Annotated in this window: 22 protein-coding genes, 1 rRNA gene and 1 pseudogene (1 of these 24 running past the window's edge); 6 read left to right on the top strand and 18 right to left on the bottom strand. The window is 69.9% G+C overall.

From position 1 onward, the window contains the following. The 3 genes from R3E98_05875 to R3E98_05865 all read right to left on the bottom strand — a co-directional run. A 23S ribosomal RNA gene (locus R3E98_05875) occupies positions 1-740 on the bottom strand (it extends 2,239 nt beyond the left edge of the window). A gap of 418 nt (positions 741-1,158) precedes the next feature. Continuing rightward, complete coding sequence (locus tag R3E98_05870; GenBank protein ID MEZ4422914.1) at positions 1,159-2,433, bottom strand: ATP-grasp domain-containing protein; 1,275 nt, start codon at positions 2,431-2,433, stop codon at positions 1,159-1,161. A 3-nt stretch (positions 2,434-2,436) separates the two neighbouring features. Then, positions 2,437-3,270, bottom strand: coding sequence for a phosphosulfolactate synthase (locus R3E98_05865; GenBank protein MEZ4422913.1), 834 nt, complete (start codon positions 3,268-3,270; stop codon positions 2,437-2,439). Positions 3,271-3,625: 355 nt separating this feature from the next. Between R3E98_05865 and R3E98_05860 the strand changes: the two genes are divergently transcribed. Further along, the gene (locus R3E98_05860) at positions 3,626-5,068 is read left to right on the top strand and encodes a lipopolysaccharide biosynthesis protein (protein MEZ4422912.1); all 1,443 of its coding nucleotides are present in this window, start codon (positions 3,626-3,628) and stop codon (positions 5,066-5,068) included. Between the two features lie 79 nt (positions 5,069-5,147). On the opposite strand, the gene R3E98_05855 is transcribed toward R3E98_05860, so the two are convergent. The 11 genes from R3E98_05855 to R3E98_05805 all read right to left on the bottom strand — a co-directional run bounded on the left by R3E98_05855 (position 5,148) and on the right by R3E98_05805 (position 13,311). Beyond that, positions 5,148-5,969: a PHP domain-containing protein gene (locus R3E98_05855; protein MEZ4422911.1), complete on the bottom strand. Its 822-nt coding sequence runs from the start codon at positions 5,967-5,969 to the stop codon at positions 5,148-5,150. A gap of 30 nt (positions 5,970-5,999) precedes the next feature. Further along, positions 6,000-6,284, bottom strand: coding sequence for an ATP synthase F1 subunit epsilon (gene atpC / locus R3E98_05850; protein MEZ4422910.1), 285 nt, complete (start codon positions 6,282-6,284; stop codon positions 6,000-6,002). Continuing rightward, a complete protein-coding gene (atpD, locus tag R3E98_05845) occupies positions 6,284-7,705 on the bottom strand; it encodes a F0F1 ATP synthase subunit beta (GenBank protein MEZ4422909.1) in 1,422 nt (473 codons plus the stop codon). The genes atpC and atpD overlap by 1 nt, the downstream gene beginning before the upstream one ends. Before the next feature lie 16 nt (positions 7,706-7,721). Continuing rightward, on the bottom strand, positions 7,722-8,585 hold the full coding sequence (atpG, locus tag R3E98_05840) for an ATP synthase F1 subunit gamma (protein MEZ4422908.1): 864 nt from the start codon (positions 8,583-8,585) through the stop codon (positions 7,722-7,724). A gap of 12 nt (positions 8,586-8,597) precedes the next feature. Next, positions 8,598-10,145 (bottom strand): F0F1 ATP synthase subunit alpha, encoded by a 1,548-nt coding sequence (gene atpA / locus R3E98_05835; protein MEZ4422907.1) that lies wholly within the window; start codon positions 10,143-10,145, stop codon positions 8,598-8,600. A 30-nt stretch (positions 10,146-10,175) separates the two neighbouring features. Next, complete coding sequence (gene atpH / locus R3E98_05830) at positions 10,176-10,754, bottom strand: ATP synthase F1 subunit delta (protein MEZ4422906.1); 579 nt, start codon at positions 10,752-10,754, stop codon at positions 10,176-10,178. Beyond that, the gene (gene atpF / locus R3E98_05825; GenBank protein ID MEZ4422905.1) at positions 10,751-11,344 is read right to left on the bottom strand and encodes a F0F1 ATP synthase subunit B; all 594 of its coding nucleotides are present in this window, start codon (positions 11,342-11,344) and stop codon (positions 10,751-10,753) included. Before atpF ends, atpH begins: the two co-directional genes overlap by 4 nt. Before the next feature lie 64 nt (positions 11,345-11,408). After that, positions 11,409-11,684, bottom strand: coding sequence for an ATP synthase F0 subunit C (locus R3E98_05820; GenBank protein MEZ4422904.1), 276 nt, complete (start codon positions 11,682-11,684; stop codon positions 11,409-11,411). 62 nt (positions 11,685-11,746) lie between these two features. After that, positions 11,747-12,670, bottom strand: coding sequence for a F0F1 ATP synthase subunit A (atpB, locus tag R3E98_05815; protein MEZ4422903.1), 924 nt, complete (start codon positions 12,668-12,670; stop codon positions 11,747-11,749). Next, positions 12,671-13,051: a hypothetical protein gene (locus R3E98_05810; GenBank protein ID MEZ4422902.1), complete on the bottom strand. Its 381-nt coding sequence runs from the start codon at positions 13,049-13,051 to the stop codon at positions 12,671-12,673. Next, positions 13,048-13,311, bottom strand: a complete 264-nt coding sequence (locus R3E98_05805; protein ID MEZ4422901.1) for an AtpZ/AtpI family protein — start codon at positions 13,309-13,311, stop codon at positions 13,048-13,050. Before R3E98_05805 ends, R3E98_05810 begins: the two co-directional genes overlap by 4 nt. A gap of 485 nt (positions 13,312-13,796) precedes the next feature. Here R3E98_05805 and R3E98_05800 point away from each other — a divergent pair, with 485 nt between their 5' ends. The 3 genes from R3E98_05800 to R3E98_05790 all read left to right on the top strand — a co-directional run bounded on the left by R3E98_05800 (position 13,797) and on the right by R3E98_05790 (position 16,784). Next, positions 13,797-14,813 carry a MoxR family ATPase gene (locus R3E98_05800; GenBank protein ID MEZ4422900.1) on the top strand — a complete coding sequence of 339 codons (1,017 nt, stop codon included), beginning with the start codon at positions 13,797-13,799 and terminating at the stop codon, positions 14,811-14,813. A 70-nt stretch (positions 14,814-14,883) separates the two neighbouring features. Beyond that, entirely contained in the window at positions 14,884-16,140 is a 1,257-nt protein-coding gene (locus R3E98_05795) for a hemolysin family protein (GenBank protein MEZ4422899.1), read from the top strand. A gap of 2 nt (positions 16,141-16,142) precedes the next feature. After that, a complete protein-coding gene (locus R3E98_05790) occupies positions 16,143-16,784 on the top strand; it encodes a gamma carbonic anhydrase family protein (protein ID MEZ4422898.1) in 642 nt (213 codons plus the stop codon). Between the two features lie 97 nt (positions 16,785-16,881). Here R3E98_05790 and R3E98_05785 read toward each other — a convergent pair whose 3' ends face one another. Further along, entirely contained in the window at positions 16,882-17,652 is a 771-nt protein-coding gene (locus R3E98_05785) for a prepilin peptidase (protein ID MEZ4422897.1), read from the bottom strand. After that, positions 17,649-18,440, bottom strand: coding sequence for an RNA methyltransferase (locus R3E98_05780; protein MEZ4422896.1), 792 nt, complete (start codon positions 18,438-18,440; stop codon positions 17,649-17,651). Before R3E98_05780 ends, R3E98_05785 begins: the two co-directional genes overlap by 4 nt. A gap of 29 nt (positions 18,441-18,469) precedes the next feature. Here R3E98_05780 and thiD point away from each other — a divergent pair, with 29 nt between their 5' ends. Continuing rightward, the gene (thiD, locus tag R3E98_05775; GenBank protein ID MEZ4422895.1) at positions 18,470-19,288 is read left to right on the top strand and encodes a bifunctional hydroxymethylpyrimidine kinase/phosphomethylpyrimidine kinase; all 819 of its coding nucleotides are present in this window, start codon (positions 18,470-18,472) and stop codon (positions 19,286-19,288) included. A 53-nt stretch (positions 19,289-19,341) separates the two neighbouring features. Here the strand turns inward: thiD and R3E98_05770 are convergent, their stop codons facing one another. Continuing rightward, on the bottom strand, positions 19,342-20,166 hold the full coding sequence (locus tag R3E98_05770) for a purine-nucleoside phosphorylase (GenBank protein MEZ4422894.1): 825 nt from the start codon (positions 20,164-20,166) through the stop codon (positions 19,342-19,344). Then, positions 20,163-21,353: a nucleoside transporter C-terminal domain-containing protein gene (locus tag R3E98_05765; GenBank protein MEZ4422893.1), complete on the bottom strand. Its 1,191-nt coding sequence runs from the start codon at positions 21,351-21,353 to the stop codon at positions 20,163-20,165. Before R3E98_05765 ends, R3E98_05770 begins: the two co-directional genes overlap by 4 nt. A gap of 1,306 nt (positions 21,354-22,659) precedes the next feature. Here R3E98_05765 and dnaK point away from each other — a divergent pair. Next, positions 22,660-24,578 (top strand): annotated as a pseudogene (gene dnaK, locus R3E98_05760) (molecular chaperone DnaK). The last annotated feature ends 52 nt before the right edge of the window (positions 24,579-24,630 follow it).

The following is a 24,630-nucleotide window of genomic DNA, read 5'->3' as shown; positions in this document are numbered from 1 at the left end:
GATCGCGTCGGTTTCGGGTCTGCCCCCACGTACTCTAGCGCCCTGTTCAGACTCGCTTTCGCTTCGGCTCCGGCCCTGAAGGCCTTAACCTCGCACGTGAGGAGCAACTCGCCGGATCATAATGCAAAAGGCACGCAGTCACCCGCTGACGGCTCCGAAGAACCGCCCCAGGCTCCTACCGCTTGTATGCACACGGTTTCAGGATCTCTTTCACTCGCCGTCAGGCGTGCTTTTCACCGTTCCCTCACGGTACTCTCCACTATCGGTCACGAACTCGTATTTAGCCTTGGAGGATGGTCCCCCCAGATTCGACCGGGATTCCTCGTGCCCCGGCCTACTCGGGTACTCCACCAGCTCCGGTACCAGGATTTCGTCTACGGGACTCTCACCCGCTATGGTCCGCCGTTCCAGGCGCGTTCGACTACCCCTTCCCGTCGCCTACGTGGAGCCCCACAACCCCGCACCCATCACTGGATACGGTTTGGGCTCTTCCCCTTTCGCTCGCCACTACTCAGGGAATCTCGTTTGATTTCTCTTCCTCCAGGTACTGAGATGTTTCAGTTCCCTGGGTTGGCCACCGCTTGCGCGGCGGACAGGGCTCTCACCCTGCCGGGTTTCCCCATTCGGACACCCCCGGATCACAGCTCGCGTGCAGCTCCCCGAGGCTTTTCGCAGCTTGCCACGTCCTTCATCGCCGGTTCGTGCCTAGGCATCCACCGTGTGCACTTCTTCGCTTGACCAGCAACGCTCAACCCCCGGCTCTCCGTAAGGCTCGCATGCGCCTCCAGTCCCCTCGCCGTCCGCCCTCCCGAAGGAGACGGCCGACCCGAGAACCTTCCGCAACACACACCCCACGGCGCCGGACGGCTCCTTGCGTCCTGATCCACCGTTAGCCGGACGACACCACTCCGGGATCCCGGTCGCTTCCCCCTCGCACACCCTCGCGGACGCGCTCCGGACCAGCCCCCAGGCTCCCCTCTCGGTGCCCTCTCTACAACCTTCTTCCGGGAGACGCCGGACCCCTCCGACATCTCCCGCTCGGCTCGACTACTTCCCTGCCCCAAGACCCTTGTTTTCAAGAAGCGCCGCCCGGTCACACGACCCCCGGAGGGGCGTTCGATGGGCAGCGGACAAACCTAGAAAAAGGGGGAGGGAGCGTCAACGGGTCGAGACGCCGCTCGCCGTCGGAGCCGCCGCCACGACCCAGCCATCGTGCGCTCCGCTCCAGGGCAGCCCGATGGGTGGCAGCGCGCCCCGCAACGCGCCGTCGAGGGCGCGCGCCTCGTCCCGCACGGCGTGGCGCTCGCGCCACCAGCGCAGGTGACGCAGCAGGTCCGGAACGGGATCCCCCCGATCCAGCTCGCCATACGAATGACGCCCGCGCAGACCCGGGGGAAGCCGCTGTCCCAGCGCCTGCAGTTGGAGCGCGGCCGTGCGGAGTCGCGGCACGTCGAAGCGCTGACGCACACCGGCCCGGTAGCGTGGGGGGGACGGCGGGATCCGGCCCAGGGCCGCGTCGCGGTAGAGGCCGGGGAAGTCGACGCCCGCGCGGATCGAGGCCAGGAGCGTGCCCCAGAACTTCGGGTTGATCTCGATCAGGTGGTAGGTGTCATCCCGGGGGTCATGGCGGAACTCGATCTGGGCAGGCCCGGTCCACTCCAGGGCTTCGAGAACACGCGCGGCCAGCGCGCGGACCCTCGGGTTGTCGGTGGTGACGACGCTCGCGCCCACGCCGCCATAGACCGGCACCATGATCTCGCGCACCTGACTGGTCAACGCGACCGGCCGGCCCCCCACCGCCAGGGCGCAGGCATCGTGCAGGTGCCCGGGAACCAGCTCCTGCACGAGAGGCGCCTCGAACCGCTCTGCGGCTCCGCGAGCGCTCCGTTCCGCCTCTCGCTCCCACGCGTCGAGCAGGTCGACCGCCTCGTGCACGATCCGGATGCCCGTGGCCGAGCCACTGCGCGGCTTGACCACCCACGGACCACGGGTGGATCCCGCCACGACCTTCACGTCCGCAGCGGTCGTGGGCGTCCAGGTCGCGGGTGTGCCGATCCCGAGCTCACGGCAGAGGGCGGCGGTGGCGCCTTTGTCGCTGGCCCGACGGAAGGAGGCCAGCGAAGGACGCAACGTCGCGACCCGGGTGCCGAGCGCATCGCCATGGTGGACCACGGCGTGGTGGGCGGGCAGTCCGTACGGCACGAGCACGTCGAAGGACTCCCGCTCCACGAGCGCGGTCAGGTCCTCGACGAAGCCCGCAGGGTCGGAGAACGGATCCCGGGTGGAGCACCAGCTGCGGATGCTCCGGCTCCAGCTGCGCCCGCCCGCGGGCCGGGGCCAGGCCAGATGACACGCATCGCCTCCCCGCCACAAGGCACGTGTAGCGGTGAGCTCCGCCGGACCGGGCTGTCCGGCCAGGAGGACGCGGGTCACGCCCTACCGTACGCCGAGACGGACCCGTCCTGCCCCCACGGCGTCGCTGGTCGGCGCGGCGGCGGGCTCGTTCGGGAAGACCATCAGGGTATCGGCACGCAAGCCGAGCCGCAGTGTCTCCAGACCGATGACGTCCGTGAAGGCCACGTTGGCGAGGTTGACGTTCGGACCTGCCCGACGGATGAACTCCACCTGCAGCTCCTTGTTGGGTGCCTCGAAGATCAGACGGTCCGTGGGCAGACCCGCATCGAGGATCTCGGCGACCAATCCGTAGCGGAGCTCACCGTCGGCACGACAGATCCCCGAGCGCCCCGATTCGCGGGCTTCCGTGATCACCCAGCGCGCTCCGGCGTCGAGGTCCTCGCGGATGCACTCGATCCACTGCGCCGGGAAGAGCTCCTGGGAGCGCGCCACATCCTTGTACCCCACCTCGCTCAAGACGACGAACTCGTCGGCGAAGCGACGCACGTACGCGGCCTTCTCGCGGTTCGACAGCGGGATGCTCCCGTTGGAGACCTCCATGTGGGTGCAGCCGCACGCCCGCATGAAGTCGACGAGCCCGTCCAGGCGCCGCTGCAGGAGCGCCTTCTCGAAGAGGGTTCCTCCGAAGAAGAACGGGATCCCGAGGTCGCGAAGAACGCCGAGCTTGTGGTCCAGCCGGGGTGTCACCAGCGCCGTACCCCATCCCAGCTTCACCATGTCGATCAAGGGGGCCTGCGACTCGAGCACGTCCGCGAAGCGGCCTTCGGGGAGCCCGTTGTCGATCAGGACCGTCAGCCCCTTCTCGCGCGGCTTCCGGGTCCGTTCGGGCAGGGCGAGAAACGACATCGAGGTCATACCGGGAACTCCGGGCCGGGCGCCGTGGGGAGTACGACGACGGGTGGATCGGGAATCGCCGGAAGGGGGAGGTTGCGAGATCGATGCCACGGGCCGTCGCCCGCCCACGACAGGCGCGCCCCCCTGAAGTCCGCATGAATCAAGGGCTTCCCCGCTGCGGACGGCCCTCCCTTCGGGGTATGTGTCTTGCTAGCTTGCCGCAGCGAAACGCGTGAGGACCCACCCGAAACGATCCAGAGCCGAGGTTCCCATCTCCACCTCCCGTCTCCAGGCCAGCCCCCCCACCCCGGAGGGCACCCCACCCGGGAACGGCCGGGAGCGGTCGGAGAACCTGGATCGATCCCTCGTCTCCGGCGTGGCCTGGACGAGCGCGGGGAAGGTCGCGGTGCAGGCCGTCCGTTGGCTGGCCACGCTCCTCATCGCCCGGATCCTCTCCCCGGCCGACTACGGCATCGTGGGGATGGCCGTGCTGTTCACGGGGCTCGTCAACCTGGTGTCCGAGCTGGGGATCGGCGCCGCCATCGTCCATCGACAAGATCGGCTGACCGAAGACCAGATCGCACGCCTCGGAGGCGTCGCGCTGCTCACCGGCCTCCTGCTCGCGGGCTTTGCCGCTGCAGCAAGCCCGCTCGTTGCCGCATTCTTCTCCGAGCCGGGTGTGCGCGCCGTCGTGATGGTGATGAGCCTCCAGTTCGTGCTGGAGTCCATCCGCGTCGTGCCCCGGTCACTCCTGAACCGGGACCTGCAGTTCCGCACTCTGGCCTTGATCGAGGTGGTGGAGGGGATCGTGCTGGCGGTGGCCACGCTCGGGCTGGCGTTGGGAGGCCTGGGTTACTGGGCGATCGTCGGCGGCATCCTCATCCATTCGGCGACCGGTACCCTGATCAGTGTGCGCGTGCGCAGCCATCGCATCGCGTGGCCGCGCGACCTCCCGAGCATCCTGTCCGAGGTGAAGTTCGGCGCGCACCTCGTGCTGAGTCGCATCGGGTGGTACACGTACTCGAACGCCGATTTCGGGGTGATCGGACGCATGTTCGGGAAATCCACCCTGGGTGACTACACCATCGGGTGGAACCTCGCCAGCGTCCCGGTCGAGCGGGTGACGACCATCGTCTCCCGGATCGCGCTGCCGATCTTCTCGCGGCTCCAGGACGACCGGGACGAGTTCCGTCGTTCCCTGCGCAACATCACGCAGGCCTTGAGCTTCATCACGTTCCCGGCTGCGGTGGGCCTGGCGCTCGTGGCCGACGTGTTCGTTCTCGTGGTGCTGGGTGAGAAGTGGACGGGCGCCATCCAGCCACTCCGCATCCTCGCGCTCGCCGCCATCCTGCGGTCCGTCACGCCGGTGCTGACGCCGGCGCTCATCGGGATCGGGCGACCCGACCTGGCCTCGCGCTTCTCGGTGATCGGCGCCCTCACACTTCCGCCGGCCTTCGTGCTGGCGGCGCTGCGCTTCGGCCCGGCCGGCGTGGCCTGGGTGTGGCTCCTCGTCTACCCGGTGGTCGCCTTCAGCCTCCTGCTGCGCTGGACCTGCCGCGAGTCCGGGCTGCGGGTGCGCAACTACCTGTTGGCCCTCTGGCCCGCCTCGGCGGGGAGCGCCGCGATGGCCGCCGCCGTCTACGGCGTCCGACACCTCGGATTGGACGGGCACGCGCCCGCAGTGGTCCTGTTCGCAAGCGCGGGGGTCGGTGCCGTGGTCTACGTCGCGGTCATGGCGACCGCGTTCCGGACCAAGTCGAAGCGGATGTGGGAGCTCGTGCGCTCGCTGCGCGCGGGCAGGAAACGCAAGAGGGCCTGAGTCCGTCGGGGATCCGTCGGGGCGCGTTTCCCCGCCCGGTGCGACGCACCGGGGCGCAGTGCCCCCGGCGACGCCCGATCTAGAGTCCCCGCTCGGCCAGGAAGGGCGCGATCTCGGTGGCCTCGATCCAGAAGGTCCCGAGGACACCGTCCTTGGTGCCGTGCCAGTCCGAACCCCCGGTGCACAGCAGCCCGTGATGTCGGGCGAGCCCTTCCAGGTGCTCCTGGTACTCCCGGGAATGATTGGGGCGGAACGACTCCACACCCCGCATCCCGGCGCGTACGAAGCCCGGCAGCAGGGCGTCGACCACCTCGCGGGGCGGGTGGGCCCAGACCGCGATGCCACCCGCCTCCTGGATGCGGGCGACGGCCTCCTCCGGGGTCTGGAGCGCCGTGGGCACGAAGGCGTCGTGATCGTCCGAGATGTACCGGTCGAACGCTTCCTGCATGGACGACACGTAACCGGCTTCCACCAGGGCGCGAGCCAGGTGCGGCCGGCCGATGCTCTTCCGCTTCTCGTCCGCGCCCGCGATCACGCGCACCGCGTCCATCGACACGTGCACGCCCTGTTCCGCCAGGCGCTCGATGATGCGCACCATGCGGCTTTCACGGAACGTGCGGGCCCGCTCCGCGTGCTCGAGCAGCACCGGGGCCTGCGGGTCCACGAAGTAGCCCAGGATGTGCAGGTCCTTGCCCTGCCACGTGCTGGACATCTCGACCGCGGGGATCACCTCGACCGCGAGCGCCGCGCCCGCCTCCGTGGCGGCGGCCACCCCGGCGGTGGTGTCGTGGTCGGCGAGCGCGATGAGATCGAGGCGACCCGCGCGCGCCTGCTCGACCACCTGCTCCGGGGCGAAGGAGCCGTCGGAGGCCGTCGAATGCATGTGGAGGTCGACCCGCATGCCCCGCTCCGATCCCGCCACCGATCCCGGCTAGGCCGGGACCGGGACGGCTCCTTCCGACGCGTGATCGGTCAACACGATCACGTCGTTCTCCTGTACCCGGATCAGGCCGCCGGCGATGTGGAACTGCCGGCTCCCTCCGCCGGGGAGGTCGATGGCCAGCTGTCCTTCGCCCAACGCCGCGATCATGGGCGCGTGCCGCGGCAGGATGCCCACCCGTCCGTCCCACGCCGGCGCCACCAGAGAGGAAGCGTCGCCTTCGAAGACGATCTGCTCGGGCGAGACGACCCGGACGCGGAGCATGAGGTCGGCCATCAGCTCGCCGCCAGGCGCTCGGCGTCGGCGATCACTTCCTGGATGCCACCCTTCATGTAGAAGGCCTGCTCCGGGAGATGATCGAACTCGCCCGCCGCCACGCGCTCGAAGGACTCGATGGTCTCCTCCAGCTTGACGTAGCGACCCGGGAGGCCCGTGAACTGCTCGGCCACGTGGAAGGGCTGCGACAGGAAGCGCTCGATGCGGCGGGCCCGGCCCACCAGCACCTTGTCCTCCTCGGACAGCTCGTCCATGCCCAGGATGGCGATGATGTCCTGGAGCTCCTTGTAGCGCTGCAGGATCCGCTGCGTCTCCCGCGCGACCCGGTAATGCCGCTCGCCGATGAAGTTCGGGTCGAGGATCCGGGAGGTGGAGTCGAGCGGGTCGACCGCGGGGTAGATGCCCTTCTCGGAGATCGAACGCGACAGCACCGTCGTCGCGTCCAGGTGCGTGAAGGCGGTGGCGGGCGCCGGGTCGGTCAGGTCGTCGGCCGGCACATAGATGGCCTGCACCGACGTGATCGATCCTTCCCGCGTGGACGTGATGCGCTCCTGGAGCTCGCCCATCTCCGTGCCCAGGGTGGGCTGGTAGCCCACCGCCGACGGCATCCGTCCCAGGAGGGCGGAGACTTCGGAGCCCGCCTGGGTGAAGCGGAAGATGTTGTCGATGAAGAGCAGCACGTCCTGCTTCTCCACGTCGCGGAAGTACTCCGCGATCGTCAGCCCGGCGAGGCCCACGCGCAGACGGGCTCCCGGAGGCTCGTTCATCTGACCGAACACGAGCGACGTCTGCTTGATGACGCCGGACTCGGTCATCTCCTGCCAGAGGTCGTTCCCCTCGCGCGTGCGCTCACCCACGCCGCAGAACACGGAACGTCCACCGTGCTCCATCGCGATGTTGTTGATGAGCTCCTGGATGATGACCGTCTTCCCCACGCCGGCGCCGCCGAACAGGCCGGTCTTTCCGCCCTTCACGTAGGGCGCCAGCAGGTCGATCACCTTGATGCCGGTCTCGAAGATCTCCGTCTTGGGCTCGAGCTGGTCGAAGCGCGGAGCCTCCCGGTGGATGGGCCACCGCTCCAGCTTCTCGCCGCCGCCGACCGGCCCCATCTCGTCCACGGGCTCACCGAGCACGTTGAGGATGCGGCCCAGCGCGGCCTCGCCGACGGGGACGGTGATGGCCTGACCCGTGTCGATCACGTCCATGCCGCGCAGCACGCCGTCCGTGGACGACATGGCCACGGCCCGCACCTGGCCTCGACCGATGTGCTGCTGCACCTCGGCCACGAGGTCGATGACATGGCCGCTCTCGGTCGTGCCCTCGAGCTTCAGCGCGTTGTAGATCTCCGGCAGGTTCTCCGGATCGAACTCCACATCGAGCACCGGTCCGATGACCTGGACGACCTTTCCGACGTTCGCCATGACGGTTGTATCTCCGCTATTCGAGAGCGGCGGCGCCACCCACGATCTCCGCGATCTCCTGCGTGATCTGGGCCTGGCGCGCCCGATTGTATGTGCGTGTGAGCGACTCGAGCATGTCGCCCGCGTTGTCTGTCGCGTTCTTCATCGCGGTACGCCGCGCGCCCTGCTCCGCAGCGGCGTTCTCGACGAGCGCGCGATAGACGGTGTTGCGTACGTACGCGGGAAGCAGCCCTTCGAGGATCGCGCCCGCGGACGGCGACAGGATGAACGAGTCCGCGGACGTGGAGCTTCCTTCGCCCGCCTGCACCGGCAGGAGCAGCCGGGATGCGGGTGGGGCGGACATGGCCGACCGGAACTCCGACGCGATCACGTACACCGCGTCGAGCTCACCGGCCGCAAAACGATCGCGCAGCGGAGCGATGAGCCGCTCCGCGTCCTCCGGCGAGGGCCGGTCGGTGACGGAGAGGTCCGTGGAGGCGATGCTCTCCCCGCGGAAGCGGAAGTAGCTCGCGCCCTTCTTCCCCACGATATGCAGCTCCACCTCCAACCCCTGGGCCCGCAGCTCCGCGAGGAGGCGTGCCCCCTCGCGGATCAGGTTGGCATTGAAGGCGCCCGCGAATCCGCGATTCGCGGTGAGCAGCAGCACCGCCACCTTGCGCACGGCCTCCGGCTGCCGCAGGAGCGGGTACTCCCGCCCCAGCGCCGGAGAGTAGAGGCTGCGCACGACGTCGCCGATGGCCTCGGCGTACGGCCGCGCCGCCTGCACCCGGTCGGTCGCCCGCTTCAGCTTGGAGGTGGCAACCATCTCCATGGTGCGGGTGATCTTCCGCGTGTTGTCGACGGACCGGATCCGTCGCTTGATCTCGCGTGCCTTGGCCACGGTTCGTCCGCCTCAGCCGGCCCGCGCGGTGAAGGTCGCGTGGTAGGCCCCGATGGCCGTCACCAGCTGCTTCTCCAGGGCCTCGTCCAGCTGCCCCGAGTCCCGGATCCCCGAGAGGAGCTGGGGCTCGTGCGCCGCCAGGTAGTCATGGAACCCGGTCTCCCAGGCACGCACGTCCTCGACCGGCACGGAGTCCAGGTATCCGTTGGTCACCGCGTAGATGATGGCGACCTGGTTCTCCACCGGCATCGGCTGGTACTGCGGCTGCTTGAGGACCTCGATGGTGCGCTGTCCCCGCGCCAGCTGCCGCTGGGTGGCCGCGTCCAGGTCGGAGCCGAACTGCGCGAACGCCTCCATGGCCCGGTACTGGGCCAGGTCGAGACGGAGACGACCGGCCACCTTCTTCATGGCCTTGATCTGCGCGTTTCCGCCGACGCGGGACACGGAGATCCCGACGTTCACCGCGGGTCGCACACCCGAGTAGAACAGGTCGGGCTCCAGGAAGATCTGCCCGTCGGTGATGGAGATGACGTTGGTCGGGATGTAGGCCGACACGTCACCGCCCTGGGTCTCGATGATCGGCAGCGCCGTCAGCGACCCCCCGCCCTGCTCCGCCGACAGCTTGGCGGCGCGCTCGAGCAGGCGGCTGTGGAGGTAGAAGACGTCGCCGGGGTACGCCTCGCGGCCCGGAGGCCGGCGCAGCACCAGTGAGAGCTGCCGGTAGGCCTGCGCCTGCTTGGAGAGGTCGTCGTAGATGACCAGGGTGTGCTTGCCCTGCCACATGAAATGCTCGGCCAGGGCGGTCGCGGCGTAGGGCGCGATGTACTGCATGGGCGCCGGGTCGGAGGCGCTGGCGGTGACGACGATGGTGTAGTCCATCGCCCCCTGCTCGCGCAGCGTCTCGACCACGTTGGCCACCTTGCCCGCGCGCTGCCCGATCGCGCAGTAGATGCAGATGACGCCCGTGGTCTTCTGGTTGATGATCGTATCGATGGCGATCGCCGTCTTGCCCGTCCCGCGGTCGCCGATGATCAGCTCACGCTGACCTCGGCCGATCGGGATCATGGAGTCGATGGCCTTGAGCCCGGTCTGCAGCGGCTCCTTCACGGGCTGCCGCTTGACGATGCCGGGCGCCACGATGTCCATGGGGCGCCGCGCGTCGGCGGTGATGGCCCCCTTGCCGTCGACGGGATCACCGAGCGGGTCGACGACGCGGCCGACATATCCCTGACCCACCGGGATGTCCAGCACGCGGCCCGTCCGGCGGACCTGGTCGCCTTCGCGCAGGCCGGTCCACTCGCCGAGGATCACGGCGCCGATGTTGTCCTCTTCGAGGTTGAGCGCCAGCGCCGTGACGGACTCGCCGCTCTCGGAGGAGACGATCTCGAGCATCTCGCTGGTCATGGCCTTGGTGAGGCCGTACACGCGGGCGATTCCGTCCTTCACCTCGAGCACCTCGCCGATCTCCTCGGCCTGGAGCTGCTCGTCGTAGCGCTCGATCTCCTTGAGCAGAACGCCCTTGATCTCGCTCGCCCGCAGCATCGAATCCGCGGTTGCCATGTCTATTCGTTCCTCGGGGCCTTGAAGGTTCTATCTCGCGTCGCCGGTCCGGTCGCCCGCGCCCGTCAGCTCCGTCTGGAGCATGCGGCGCCGCAACCGGTCCATGCGGTGACGTACCGATCCGTCGAAGATCCGGTCCCCACTCTTGACGACCACGCCGCCCAGGATCTCGGGTCGCACCCGGATCTGCGGAATGGCCTGATGTCCCAGGAGCCCGGTCAGGTGTCGCGTCAGCTCGGCGCGGCCGGCGTCGTCCAGCGGACGCGCCACCGTGACCTCGACGCGCTCGCGCCCGAGTCGCTGATCCAGCAGGGGCTGATACTGTTCGTTGATCAACCGCAGCAATCGCTGACGGCGCTTGTCGATGGTGATCAGCAGGAAGTTCACGAACGGTCGCGGGGCCTCGCTGCCCAGCGCGTCCTTGAGCACCTGCTTCTTGGCCGAAGCGTCGATGCGCGGTGTGCCCAGGAACGCCGCCAGCTTCGGGTTCTGGGCGATCATCTCCGCCACGGTATCCATCCAGGCACCGTAGACCTCGATGCCCTCGTGGCGGTCCGCCAGCTCCAGCAGCGCCTCTGCGTAGTTGCGGGCGACGGATTCGTCCCTCACGCCTGGGCTCCCTGCCGCTTCTCGAGCTGGTTCAGGTAGTCCATCACCAGAGCCCGGTCGGACTCGGAGTCGAGGTTGCGCTGGATGAGTCGCGAGGCGGCCGACAGCGCCAGCTCCACGGACTCCTTGCGCAGGGCCTCGATCGCGGAGTCACGCTCGCGCTCGATCTCACGCCGGGCCCGCTCCAGGAGCGCCTGGCCTTCGGCCCGGGCCTGCTCCTCGATCTCCTTGCGGACGCGGTCGGCGGCCTCGCGGCTCTCCGCGATGATCTGCTGCGCGTTGCGGCGGGCTTCGGCCAGCTGCTGCCGGTTCTCGGCGGCCAGGGCCTCACCCTCCTCCTTCAGTCGGCGCGCATCCTCGATGGTGGCGCGGATGCTCGCCTCGCGCGCGTCGAGCGCGCCCAGCAGGGGCTTCCACGCGAAGCGGGTGAGGACGAACAGCAGGGCCCCGAACGTGAGGACGGTCCAGAAGGACAGACCCCAGTCCACGGCGAACAGACGATCCCAACCGCCCCCCTCCTGGGCCGCCAGGGCGGCTGGCGAGGACAGGACCAGCAGGGCCGCGCCCGTGCTTCTCATGACGTTCTTCATGGCTCGATCCCGGAGACCGCGCGGGAGCACCGGTTCCCACCGGCGCTCCCGCTGTCCGGTCACCCTAGGCGATGAACTTGAAGAGCGCCGCCACCACGATCGCGAAGAGCGCCGCGCCTTCGATGAAGGCCGCGAGCAGGATCGCGAGACCGCGGATGTCGTTGGCGGCCTCCGGCTGGCGCGCGATGCCCTGCGCGGCCGCGTCGCCGATCCGGCCGATGCCGAGGCCGGCCCCGATCACCGCGAGACCCGCGCCGATGCCGGCGCCCAGCAGGGCCAGGTAGTTCTTGGCCGTGATGGGATCGAGGTTCGCGGCGCCCTCCTGAACCGCGGTCAGCATTGCGTGCAGCATGGTGTCTCCGTCCTAGGGATTACGGTTTTGCAACCAGGTTGAACTTGTGATCAATGCTCGTGCTGCATGAGGCCGATGAAGACGGCCGAAAGCATGGCGAAGATGTACGCCTGGATCACCGCCACCAGCAGCTCGAGCAGCATGATGGCGCTCACCATCGTGAACGACGCGCCCGCCACGAACCATCGGGCGATGACGTAGCTCTGGAAGGTGAAGATCAGACCGAGCAGGGAGAAGATCAGCATGTGGCCGGCCGTCATGTTGGCGAAGAGACGGATGGCCAGAGCGAACGGCTTGGTGAACTTCCCCAGCAACTCGACCGGGGTCATCACGAACAGCATGATGACCTTCCAGAAGCCCTCGGTGCCCTCGGGGATGAAGAAGATGGTCTTCGCGTATCCCTTGGGGCCGAGCTTGATGAACCCGGCGATCTCGACCACCAGGAAGGTGATCAGGGCCAGCGCGGCCGTGACCGACAGGTTGCCCGTGGCCGTGCCCCCCCAGGGGACCAGGCCGAGCAGGTTCATGGTGAGGATGAAGAAGAACAAGGTCAGCACGAACGGGACGAACTTCTGGTACCCGTGGCCGATGTTGGCCTTGCAGACCTCGTCCCGGAAGAAGACGACCATCGCTTCGACCGCGTTGGCGAAGCCGCTGGGCGCGTCGTTGACGTACTTGCGACGCACCGCGCCCGCCACCACCAACATGGCGAGGCCGGTCAGGACCGCGGCGAGCAACATCAGCACGAGGTGCTTGCTCGGCGACAGGTCCAGCACGATCGGGCCCAGATGGATGGGCTCGAAGTGCGGGAAATGGATGGCCCCGATGAACGGCAGCTCGTATTCGGGCGCGTTCAGGAGGTGGTGCGAGAGCATCTCGCCCAGGTCGAACGCACCCTCGCCGTGGCCTCCGGCCTCGGTCGCGTGCTCGGCCGCTTGGGCCCCGTGTTCCTGGAGGAAGGACAATCCCAGCATCTAGGAATGGGCGGCCCGAGGCCGCAGGAGGTCGAGGTTCTGCAGGATGGACTCGAACAGCAATAGCGCCACCAGGAAGGCCGGGAGCGCGAACAGGAACGCCACACCCCAGGGGCGGGGCGCGAGGACCAACCAGACGACGGCGCCCACGAGCAGCGTGAAGCGGGCCGCGGCGCCGGCGACGATGCCGACCGCGAAGCGCTTGGGGTCCTTGCGTACGCCCCGGAGCGCCAGGAAGAGCAGGAGCTGGGTCACGAGCGCCGTGGCACCGGCCAGGCTCACGCCGAGCCAGGTGGAGACGTCCAGGAATGGCCGGAGCGCGAGCACGACGAGGCCCACCGCCAGGATGGATCCGCTCGCGTAGGTCGTCGACCGCTTCACGTCCGCTCTCGGTCCTCTCGCTTCTCGCGGGGCTCCACGATCACGTGGAGATACAGGTTGTAGAATCCCGTTCCGCCGCCGAAGAACGCTCCGCCGATCGAAAGCCACGGGGTCGTTCCCAGCTTCCCGTCCAGCCACAGGCCGAGGAGGAAGAAGAGAAGGGTCGACAGGGCCCACGTCAGACCGAAGCCCAGGTAGCGCCCCTGCTCCCTCCACACCGATCCCGGCTCGTCGCCGGGGTCAGGACCGTTCGAGGCCATCGCGAAGCACCTCCGTGAGGTCCACAGCCCGCATAGTCTACGAGCTTGTGAAAAAAAGCGCAAGCGTCCGGGTCGGTCCCCTACGGGGGCTCCGGCCCCCCTCCATGCCGCCGGTCGGGGACGCCGGTCGGGAGCCCCCCGCCCCGGGCGGGCGGCGGCGGCGGCACGCGGCCCCCGACCCGTCCCCTCGCCCTCCCTTCGCTTGACGCGCGCGCCGCGCTCCGGACATTTTCCGCGCGGCCCGCCCGGTCGGTCTCCGGCAGGTCGGCGCCCGCGTCATCGCTCGCACTTCGGCAGCCCCCGAAAGGCGTTCCGCGGCGCTGCCTCGTGGCTCCAGACTGCCGCGGGGACGCCCGCGGGGCAACCGTCGGGAGGTAGACCGGGATCGGGTCCTCCGGGGTCGGCGCAGGCCGGCCCCGGAGGAACGCGGCGAGCGCGGGTGCTCGCGAGTCCGAACGCTTCCAGTGGAGAGGGCGAGTCCGAGGGTGACACAGGGACAGACGGTTTCCGGGGACCGCGACGCGGCCCTCCTCGAGCGGGTCGCGCAGGTATCGGAGACCCTCCGCCGTGAGGTGGAGCGTCGCATCGTGGGCCAACACCAGGTGGTGGAGGGCATCCTCACGGCCCTGCTCTCCAATGGCCACGCCCTCCTGGTGGGGGTACCCGGCCTGGCCAAGACCCTCCTGGTCCAGTCGGTGGCCGAGGTGCTCGACCTCGAGTTCAGCCGGATCCAGTTCACGCCCGACCTGATGCCGACCGACATCACGGGGACGGAGGTGATCGAGGAGGACCGCACCACCGGCAAGCGGGTCTTCCGGTTCGTGAAGGGCCCGATCTTCGCCAACGTGGTGCTGGCGGACGAGATCAACCGCACCCCGCCCAAGACCCAGGCCGCCCTCCTCCAGGCCATGCAGGAGCGGGCGGTCACGGCCGCCGGCCAGACCTATGGGCTGGAGGCGCCCTTCTTCGTCCTCGCCACGCAGAACCCCATCGAGCAGGAAGGGACCTACCCCCTGCCGGAGGCGCAGCTCGACCGGTTCATGCTCGAGCTGTCGATCGGGTATCCGACGCGGCAGGAGGAGGAGGAGATCGCCATGCGCACGACGGGCGACGGCGTGACGCAGCTGCGACCGGTCGTGGCGGGTGCCGAGCTGATCGAGCTGCAGCACCTGGTGCGCCGGATCCCGGCGCCGCCGTCGCTGGTGTCGTTCGCGGTGCGGCTGGCGCGCTCCACCCGTCCCGAGGACGAGCTGGCGCCCCCGCTCATCCGCAAATACGCGTCCTGGGGGGCCGGACCGCGCGCCTCCCAGTTCCTGGTGCTCGGCGCCAAGGCCCGCGCCGCCGCCCGGGGCAGCGCCCTGCCCACCGTGGACGACGTCCGGTCGGTGGCGCCCGGCGTGCTGGCCCACCGCCTGGTCCTCAACTTCGAGGCGGAGGCGGATGCGCGCACCACGCGCGACGTGGTGGCCGAGCTGGTCCAGACCAGCGCCTCATGGACGTAGACATAGGCCCCGCGAGCGAGGAGCCTCCCTCTCCCCTGCCGGCCTGCCGGCTCCCGGGGAGCCCCGCCCCATGACCACGGTCTGGCTCGCCGTCCTCATCGCCCTGCTGGTCCTCTCCGCCCTGCTGTCGGCGGCCGAGGCGGCCTGCGGCGCCGTCTCGACCTCCAACCTGCGGGCCATGCAGGAGGAGGGCTTCGGCGGCGCGTCCCAGCTGGTGGAGCTGCGCCTGCAGGCCCCCCGGGCCGCGACCAGCGTGCTGCTGGTCAACCTGCTGCTGGACACCGGCGCGGTGGGCCTCGTGGTGGTCTGGGCCTCCGTGCGCTGGGGCGCGGGCGCCGGCCTGGCCGCGCTGGGCAGCGCCGCGCTGGTCACCTTCCTCGTGGCCGAGGTGATCCCGCGGCTCCTGGGCGCGCGGCGGCCGGTCCGTCTGGCCCTGTGGAGCGCGCCGCTGCTGTTGATCCTGGTCCGGGTCCTGCGCCCCGCGCTGGCCCCCCTCGTGGGGCTGGAGACGCTGCTCGAGCGCCAGGACTCGCAGGACGGCTCCACCCGCGAGCACCGGGAGCTGCGCGAGATCACGGAGATCGGGCGGGAAGCGGGCGTGGTCGGCGAAGAGGAGAACGACCTGGTCGAACGCGCCTTCCGCCTGGACGAGCGCACGGCCTGGGACGTCATGACGCCGCGCGTGGAGATCTTCGCGTGGAGCGATGCCCTCACGCTGGCCGAGATCGTCCCGGAGCTGGGGCAGGTGCCCTACTCCCGCGTTCCGGTCTACCACGACTCCATCGACGAGATCACCGGCATCATGTACGTGCGGGAGGCCTACCGGGCCTTCGCCGCCGGACGGGGTGACCTGCCGCTGGCCCGGCTGGCTCGCGAGCCCCTTTTCGTGCCCGGTTCGCTCCCACTCACGCAGCTGCTCCGCTACTTCCAGGCGCGTCGCATCCACATGGGGATCGTGGCCGACGAGTTCGGCGGCACCGACGGGCTCGTCACCATGGAGGACGTGCTGGAGGAGCTCGTGGGCGACATCCGCGACGAGACGGACCTGGAGGAGCCCTCCGTGCATCGCCTGTCGCGCTCCGAGGTGATCGCCGAAGGCGGCGCCGAGCTGCGCGAGATCAACTACGCGATCAACATCTCGCTGCCCCATCTCGAGCACCGCTCGCTCAACGGCTGGGTCCTGGAGGAGCTGGGCCACGTACCGGCCCCGGGCGAGCACGTCGAGCATACCGACGCCGTCGTGGAGATCCTGGAGGCGTCGGAGACCCAGGTGCTGCGGGCGCGGGTGCGTCGCAGAGCCCCCGGTCAGGGAACCGAGGCGGGCTGACGGTGGCACTCGTCTTCCCCTTCCGCGGAAAGGCACCGCGGATCGCGCCGGACGTCTTCCTCGCGCCCACCGCCGTGGTGATCGGGGACGTGGTGCTGGGGCCCGGATCCTCGGTCTGGTTCGGCGCCGTGCTGCGTGGGGACCATCCGCAGCACCCCATCGTGGTGGGGGCTCGGGTCAGCGTGCAGGACCAGGTGGTCCTCCATGTCGGCGATCCCGGCCCCACACTCATCGAGGACGACGTCACGCTGGGGCACGGCGCCCTGCTGGAGAGCTGCCGCGTGGGCGCGGGTTCACTCGTGGGGATGAACGCGGTCCTGTTGCAGGGCGCCACGATCGGACGGGAGTGCATGGTGGCCGCCGGCGCCGTGGTGAAGGAGAACGCGCGCTTCCCCGATCGCAGCGTGGTCGCGGGTGTGCCGGCGGCGCTCAAGAAGACGCTGGACGGCGCCGCGGCGACCTGGGTGGGACGATCCGCCCAGCACTACGTGGAGCTGTCGCGTCTCTACCTGGCCGAAGGGCTGGGCGCCGCCCCCGAAGGCGACGCGCAGACCTGCGAGCGCTGCGGGTTCAGCATGTACGACCGCCACTGCAAGGTGGTGTGCCCCAATTGCGGGTATCTGCGGGACTGTTCGGATCCCTGAGGCGGCACGCCGGGCGGGATCGCGGGCGCAGGGTCCTTCCCGGACTTCCGCACCCGCGGGCTCCACGTAGCGCCGTAGGCCAACACGGACGCGCCCTTCACCCCCCCAGGATCGTGACCGTGTACCAGTGGAGCAGCGGGTCCCCCCAGACCCAGGTGACCGCGGCCCCGAGCGCGAGGAAGATCCCGAAAGGCACGAGCTTCTCGGTCTTCAGCGCGATGGGCCCGAAGATCACCGAGCCCAGCAACGAGCCCAGGAACAGGGTGAGCAGCACACCGCCGGTCCCGAGGAAGGCGCCGATCATCGCCATCATCTTGATGTCGCCGCCTCCCATCGCGTCCTTCTTGAAGGCGGCCTTGCCCAGCACCGCCACCAGCCACAGCAGTCCGAAGCCGACCGCCGCCCCGATCAGCGCGGCCTGCCACCCGATCCCGCCGGGCAGGAAGGCGAGCAGCAGGCCCAGCACGGTGCCTCCGATGGAGAACTCGTCGGGGATGATGTAGAAGCGTGCATCGGTGAGCGCGATCCCCAGCAGGATCGTCAGCAGGATCGCGCCGCGCAGGGCTTCCCACTCGCTCCCCAGCGCGTGGACGCTGCCGGCCCAGATCAGGCCCGTCGCCACCTCCACGAGTGGATACTGGACGGAGACGGAGGTCCGGCACTGCCGACAGCGGCCGCGCAGGAAGATCCAGGACAGGACGGGCACGTTGTCGTACCAGGCGATGGTCGCTCCACACGATCCGCAGCGGGAGCGGGGCGAGACGACCGACTCCTCCTGGGGCCACCGGAACGTGCAGACGTTCAGGAACGACCCGAGCAGCAACCCGAACACACCGGCCAGGAGGGTGTCCACCGCGGGAGCGATCACCCCTGCGCCTCCGCCGCGCGGAGCAGCGCATGGAGCAGGAGCGAGCCCGCGACCGCCACGTTGAGGGATTCGACCCCGTCCGCGAGCGGGATGGAGACCCGTCCGGTAGCCGCTGCGGCCGTCGCCGCGCGGACCCCGGAGCCCTCGTTGCCCAGGACGAGCGCCACGGGACCGCGCCCGAGGGTGCGGTCCCCCACCGGGACGCCCTCTGCGTCGGCGATCAGCAACTCCACGTCGTTCCGTTCCACCCAGCCCAACCAGTCCTCCAGGTCCATGCGACACATCCGCGCCCCGAACCCCGTGCCGGCCGATCCGCGCACGGCCTTGGCGCTCCAGAGGTCGGCCGTGCCGTCCAGGGCCACGATCCCTCCGGCCCCGAGCCCCCGCGCCGAACGGATCAACGCCCCGACGTTGCCCGGATCCTGGATCCGGTCGAGCACCAGGAGCAGCCCCGCGCTCGGGTCGGGGGGGACGTCCGCCGGCTCGTCCACCACCAGCAGGACGCCCTGAGGGCTCTCGGTGGCCGAGAGCTCGACCAGCTCCCGGTCGTCCACGACCACGACCTCCGCCCCGGCGTCGAGCGCCTGAGCAAGCGCCGCGCCACCCTCCAGCTCGAGCAGGCGGGCGGAACGCACGGCCAGCCGGACACGGGCGCCCCGCTTCAGCGCCTCCGCGACCGCGCGGATCCCTTCGACCAGCACCAGCCGTTCGCGCTCGCGCGTCCGGCGGCGATGCAGCCGCAGGATCCGACTGCGTTCGGCCCGGCTCGCTCCCGACCTCGTTCCCAACCGCACCCTCCTCGTCATACTGTTGGACCGTGGAGACGCACAGCCGCCCCGTCACCTGCACCATCGCCGGATCCGACTCCGGCGGGGGCGCGGGCATCCAGGCCGACCTCAAGACGTTCCATCAACACGGCGTCTTCGGCACGAGCGTCCTGACGGCCATCACGGCGCAGAATACGCTGGGCGTGCAGGGTGTGCATGCCGTGCCCGTGGCGATGGTCCGCGCCCAGATCGACGCGCTCGCCGACGACCTGCCCCCCGCCGCCTTCAAGACCGGCATGCTCGCCACCGCCGACCTGGTCGGGACCGTCGCAGACGCGATCACAGACCACGGCTGGACGGGCTACGTCCTGGACCCGGTCATGGTGGCGACGTCGGGGGACCGGCTGCTGGCGGAGGACGCGGTCGAGGTCATCCGGACCCGGCTGCTCCCGCTCGCCACCCTGGTCACCCCGAACCGGGAGGAGGCCGAGATCCTGACCGGAGCGGCGATCGAGGGCCTCGACGACGCGGAGCGGGCCGCCCGGGCCCTCGTGGCCCGCGGGGCGGGCGCCGCGCTGGTGAAGGGCGGGCACCCGCGCCACGAGGACGCCGTCCTCGTCGACGTGCTCTTCGACGGCCACGCGGTCCATCGCTTCACGCACGACCGGATCGCCACCCGGCACACCCACGGAACCGGGTGTACCCTCTCCGCGGCGGCGGTGGCGGGACTCGCGTGGGGACGTCCGCTCGTCGAGGCGGTCGGCGACGCCATCGCGTTCGTGGGGCGGGCGCTGGCCGGCGCGCCGGGCCTCGGGCGCGGGCACGGCCCCGTGGACCATTTCGCCCAGGTCCGGCCCCCGTCCCGCTGAGCGAACGCCGGCCGCGACCCGCCGATCCGCGGGACCGGCCCACGGCCCGTCCTTCAGGGAAGCCCGCGCACCACCGCCTCCAGGATGCGTCCCAGGCGCCCCCCGGCCAGCCGTCCGGTCTCCAGCACCTCCGCGTGGGACAGCGGAGCGCCCGTCACGCCCGCCGCCGCGTTGGTGATCATGGACACCGCCAGGCAGCGCAGGCCCGCCGCGCGGGCGGCGATCACCTCCAGCACGGTGGACATGCCCACGGCCTGGGCGCCCAGGCGCTCCGCCATCCGGATCTCGGCCGGGGTCTCGAAGCTCGGTCCGAGCAGGCCCAGATAGACGCCCCGCTCCAGCCGCTCGCCGAGGTCACGGGCCGCGGCCAGGGCCCGGGCCTGCAGGTCGGGGTCGTAGGGCGCGCTCATGTCCGGAAACCGGACCTCCCCCTGCCGCACCGGACCCGCCAGGGCACTCCGCCCCGTGAGGTTGATGTGGTCGTCCAGGAGCATGAGGTCCCCCGGGGCCAGGCGGCGATCGATGCCCCCGGCCGCGTTCGTGAAGATCGCCACGCGGGCGCCCAGCCGGGCGGCGATGCGGACGGGTCCCACCACGGTCTCGACCGGATGGCCCTCGTACAGGTGCAGCCGGCCCGCCTGCAGGAGCACGGGCCGTCCAGCCAGGTGGCCCCAGACGAAGGCACCGTCGTGGCCGAGCACCTCCGTGCGCGGGAAGCCCGGCAGCGCGGAGAAGGGCACGGGCACGGGGTCCTCCAGACCGTCCCGGAGCGCGGCCAGCCCCGAGCCCAGCACCAGGTACGCGACGGGGACCTGGTCGTCCGCCCAGGGGCGGGCCGCGGCCAATTCGGCGGCGGCCGCAGCGACCGGATCGGTCACAGGACCAGCCCGGCCACGGTGGCGGTCATGAATGCGGCCAGCGAGCCCGCGATCATGGCGCGCAACCCGATGCGCGCCAGGTCGCCCTTCCGCGAGGGGGCGATCCCGCCGATGCCGCCGATCTGGATGGCGATGGACGAGAAGTTGGCGAAGCCGGACAGCGCGTAGATCGCGATGAGGGAGGACCGGGGTTCGAGGCTCCCACCCCCACCGAGCAGCTCGGAGAGCTGCAGGTAGGCCACGAACTCGTTCAGGACGGTCTTGACGCCCAGCAAGCTCCCGACGGAGACGGCATCCGACCAGGGCACGCCCATCACCCAGGCCAGGGGCGCCAGCAACCACCCGAGCAACAGCTCCAGCGTGATCCCCTCGAAGCCCAGGAGCCCACCGGTCCATCCGAGCAGCCCGTTCAGGAGGGCCACCAGCGCGATGAACGCGAGGAGCATGGCGCCCACGTTCAGCGCGAGGAAGAGCCCTTCCGACGCGCCGCGGGCCGCGGCCTCGATCACGTTCACGTCGGGGCGTTCGACGTTGACCCGCACGCTGCCGGAGGTGGCGGGCGTCTCGCGCTCCGGAAGCATGAGCTTGGCCATCACCAGCGCGGCGGGAGCCGACATCACCGACGCCGCCATCAGATGTCCCGCGATGTCGGGGAAGGCGAACACCAGCATGCCGACGTAGGCGGCCAGCACGCCTCCCGCGACGGTCGCGAAGCCTCCCGTCATGACGGCCATGAGCTCCGAGTCCGTCATGCGCTCGATGAACGGCTTGATGAGCAGGGGCGCCTCCGTCTGACCGACGAAGATGTTCCCGGCCGCCGAGAGCGTCTCCGCACCCGACGTGCGCATGGTGCGCTGCATGATCCACGCGAACACCTGCACGATGCGCTGCATGACGCCCAGGTGGTACAGCACCGTCATGAGGGAGGAGAAGAAGATGATGGTCGGCAGGACATAGAACGCGAAGAACGCGCCTGCGCCCGCGACCGTGCCCGGGGCCGGCGTGAAGGCTCCGTTGCCGGGCTCCCCCTGTCCCACGGGGATCTGGTTGAAGACCAGGTTCCCGAAGATGAAGCGTGCCCCCTCCTCGACGTAGCCGAGGAGGCGGAGCACGACGTCGTTGAGCTCGGAGAAGATCAGCGTGCCCAGCGGCGTGCGCAGGATGAACAGAGCGAAGATCAGCTGCAATGACGTCCCCACAGCACCACGCGCCAGGGACGCGGGAGCGGTCGGTGCTGAGCGCGAACGCGATCAGCAGCAGCACGCCCATGCCCATCAGGGAGCGCGCCTCGGTCCAGGGCGACCCGCGACCTGGCGCAGCTCCGACAGACCGGTGCGGGCGCCTCCTGCACGGTCGGCGACGCCGCTGCGCCCACGCTGCCCGGGGGCGCCCCGGTGGAGCGACCCGCCAGCGCCGCCGGAAGGAGCAGCGTGAGGAGCCCGAGTCCGAGGAGCGCTCAACGTCGCGCGCGCACCTTGCTGCCCGCTCACCACCAGCCTCCGTGGCGGATCTGGCTTCGGGGAGCACCACGCCGGAGCGCTTCGCCGTCACCAGCTGGTCGTTGGCGAAGAGCCGGATCAACAGCACGCCGGCCAGGAACCCTCCGATGTGCGCCCAGAACGCGATGCCGCCCCCGTGGCGCTCTGCGTGGCGGAGGAGAGGAGCTGCACCACGAACCAGTAACCGAGCATGGCCCACGCCGGGACGTTGAGGATGAGCGCGACGAGACCGGAACCAGCGTCTGACCCGGGCGCGCGGATACAGCACCAGGTAGCCGCCCATGATGCCGCTGATGGCGCCGGACGCTCCCGGGATCGTCGGGATCCCTGATCCCGGGTCGGAGAGCACGTGCGCGCCCGCGGCCAGCAGCCCGGTGAGGAGGTAGAACGCCAGATAGCGCAGGTGCCCCATCGAGTCCTCGACGTTGTTCCCGAAGATCCAGAGGAACCACATGTTCCGATGAGGTGCATCCAGCCGCCGTGCAGGAACATCGAGGTCAGGAGCGTGATGCGCGGTTCCACCGGCGGTGCAGGAGGCTTGCTGCTCCCAGGTCGATGCGCGTGCCGGAGGGATGGAGCCCAGCACCCCCGGATCGCTCCCCACTGGCAGAGCGAAGCGATGTAGGGGCCGCCTGGACGCGCCTGCACCCTGGACGAGGATCCACACCCCGACGCACGCCGCGATCAGGATGAAGGTGACGACCCGGAGTGATCTCAGGGCGTCGTCGCGGAGGGAACACGGGTCGGCGCTGTCGTGGGCCAGCCGAGGGGCCGGCGGTGCGGCCCGGCAGGGCGCTCATGTTAGGCAGGCAGGCGGGGCGCGGCCAGAGCATCAGCCTGAACGGCAGAGACCGTGTCGAAAACGGCCATTCTGGCCGGTTTCCGGGCCTCCGCGCTCGGCATGTGGGTTGCTCTCCACCCCGGTCCGAACACCGGGGCTCGCCGGACGGCGGACCGCCGCAGTGGATTCTCGACACGCGACCTGGGGAGAAGCATGGGCAAGATCATCGGGATCGACCTGGGCACCACCACCTGGTGGTCGCCGTCATGGAAGGCGGCGAGCCGGTCGTCATCCCCAACTCCGAGGGGGCTGCACTACTGCCGTCCGTCGTCGGGTTCACCAAGGACGGGGAGCGTCTGGTGGGCCAGGTCGCGCGTCGTCAGGCCATCACCAACCCGCAAGAACACCGTCTTCCTCCATCAGCGCTTCGCTGGCCGCAAGGCCTCGAGGTGACGGAGGAGATGAAGCTGGTCCCCTACGAGGTGACCGGCGACGCGCAGGATCGCGTCCAGGTCAGCATCCCGAACTCGAGCAAGTCGTTCACGCCGCCTGAGACCTCGGCCATGATCCTGCAGAAGATGAAGCAGACGGCCGAGGACTACCTGGGTCACGAGGTCACGGAAGCTGCCGTCACGGTTCCGGCCTACTTCAACGACGCGCAGCGGCAGGCCACCAAGGACGCGGGCCGGATCGCGGGCCTGGAGGTCAAGCGCATCATCGACGAGCCGGCCGCCGCGCGCTCGCCGCGCCGCCTCGGCGCGTAGCACGCGGGCAAACATCGCCGCCTCGACCTCGGCGGCGGAACGCACGACATCTCCATCCTCGACCTCGGGGACGGCGTCTTCGAGGTGAAGGCCACCAACGGCGACACGCACCTGGGCGGGGACGACTTCGACCAGCGTGTCATCAACTGGCTGGTCACGGAGCTCAAGCGCGACCAGGGCATCGACCTGTCGCAGGACGCCATGGCGTTGCAGCGTCTGAAGGAGGCGGGCGAGGAAGGCCAAGATGGAGCTCAGCTCCACCACAGACGGACATCAACCTGCCCTTCATCACGGCCACGCAGGAAGGTCCCAAGCACCTGAACTATAGCTGACGCGGGCCAAGTTCTCGAGCAGCTGGTGGACGACCTGATCCAGCGCACGATCCCGCCCATGAGGGCGGCAGCGAAGGATGCCGCCTCTCCAAGGACCAGATCGACGAGGTCATCCTCGGGTCGGGGCTCGACGCGCATCCCCAAGATCCAGGAGGTCGTCACAGTTCTTCGGCAAGGACCCGCACAAGGGCGTCAATCCTGACGAGGTGGTGGTGCCGGTGCCGCCGTGCAGGGCGGCGTGCTCGCCGGCGACGTGACGGACGTTCTGCTCGACGTCACGCCGCTGTCGCTGGGCATCGAGACGCTGGGGGGTGTGATGACGACGCTCATCGAGCGCAACACCACCATCCCCACCAAGAAGGCGGAGGTCTTCTCCACGGCCGAGGACAGCCAGACCACGGTGGAGATCCACGTCCTGCAGGGTGAGCGCAAGATGGCGATGGACAACAAGACCATCGGCAAGTTCCAGCTCACGGGGATCCCGCCGGCGCCGCGCGGCATGCCGCAGGTCGAGGTGACCTTCGACATCGACGCGAACGGCATCCTGCACGTGTCCGCGAAGGATCGCACGACGGGCAAGGAGCAGAAGATCCGCATCGAGGCCTCCAGCGGTCTCAGCGACGCCGAGATCGAGAAGATGGTCAAGGACGCGGAGTCGCACGCGGACGAAGACGCCAAGCGGCGCGAGCAGGTGGAGTCGCGCAACCAGCTGGACTCCCTGGTCTACCGCGTGGAGAAGGATCTCAAGGAGTGGGGCGACAAGCTGTCGGCGCCCAGCAAGGAGCGTGTGGACCAGGCGCTGGAGAAGGCGCGCCAGGCGCTCAAGGGGGACGACGCCGGGGCGATGAACGCGGCCCGGGACGAGCTGACCCAGGCCTTCAGCGCGGCCGGGGCCGAGATGTACCAGGCCCAGGCGGCGGAGGCCCAGGCGAGCGCCGACCCCGGCGCGGCCGACCAGTCCGAGCCCGAGGCCGCGGCCGCCGACGACGAGCAGGTCGTCGAGGCCGACTACGAGATCGTGGACGAGGGCAAGTAGGGCGAGCAACCGCGTCCCGCGGCCATACGTCCAACGGCAGGAGACCCGGGGG

The organism is Gemmatimonadota bacterium (genome assembly GCA_041390125.1).
Taxonomy (GTDB): domain Bacteria; phylum Gemmatimonadota; class Gemmatimonadetes; order Longimicrobiales; family Gaopeijiaceae; genus JAGQIF01.
The sequence above is the reverse complement of the archived record's forward strand: the minus strand, read 5'-3'. Positions and strand labels throughout refer to the sequence as shown.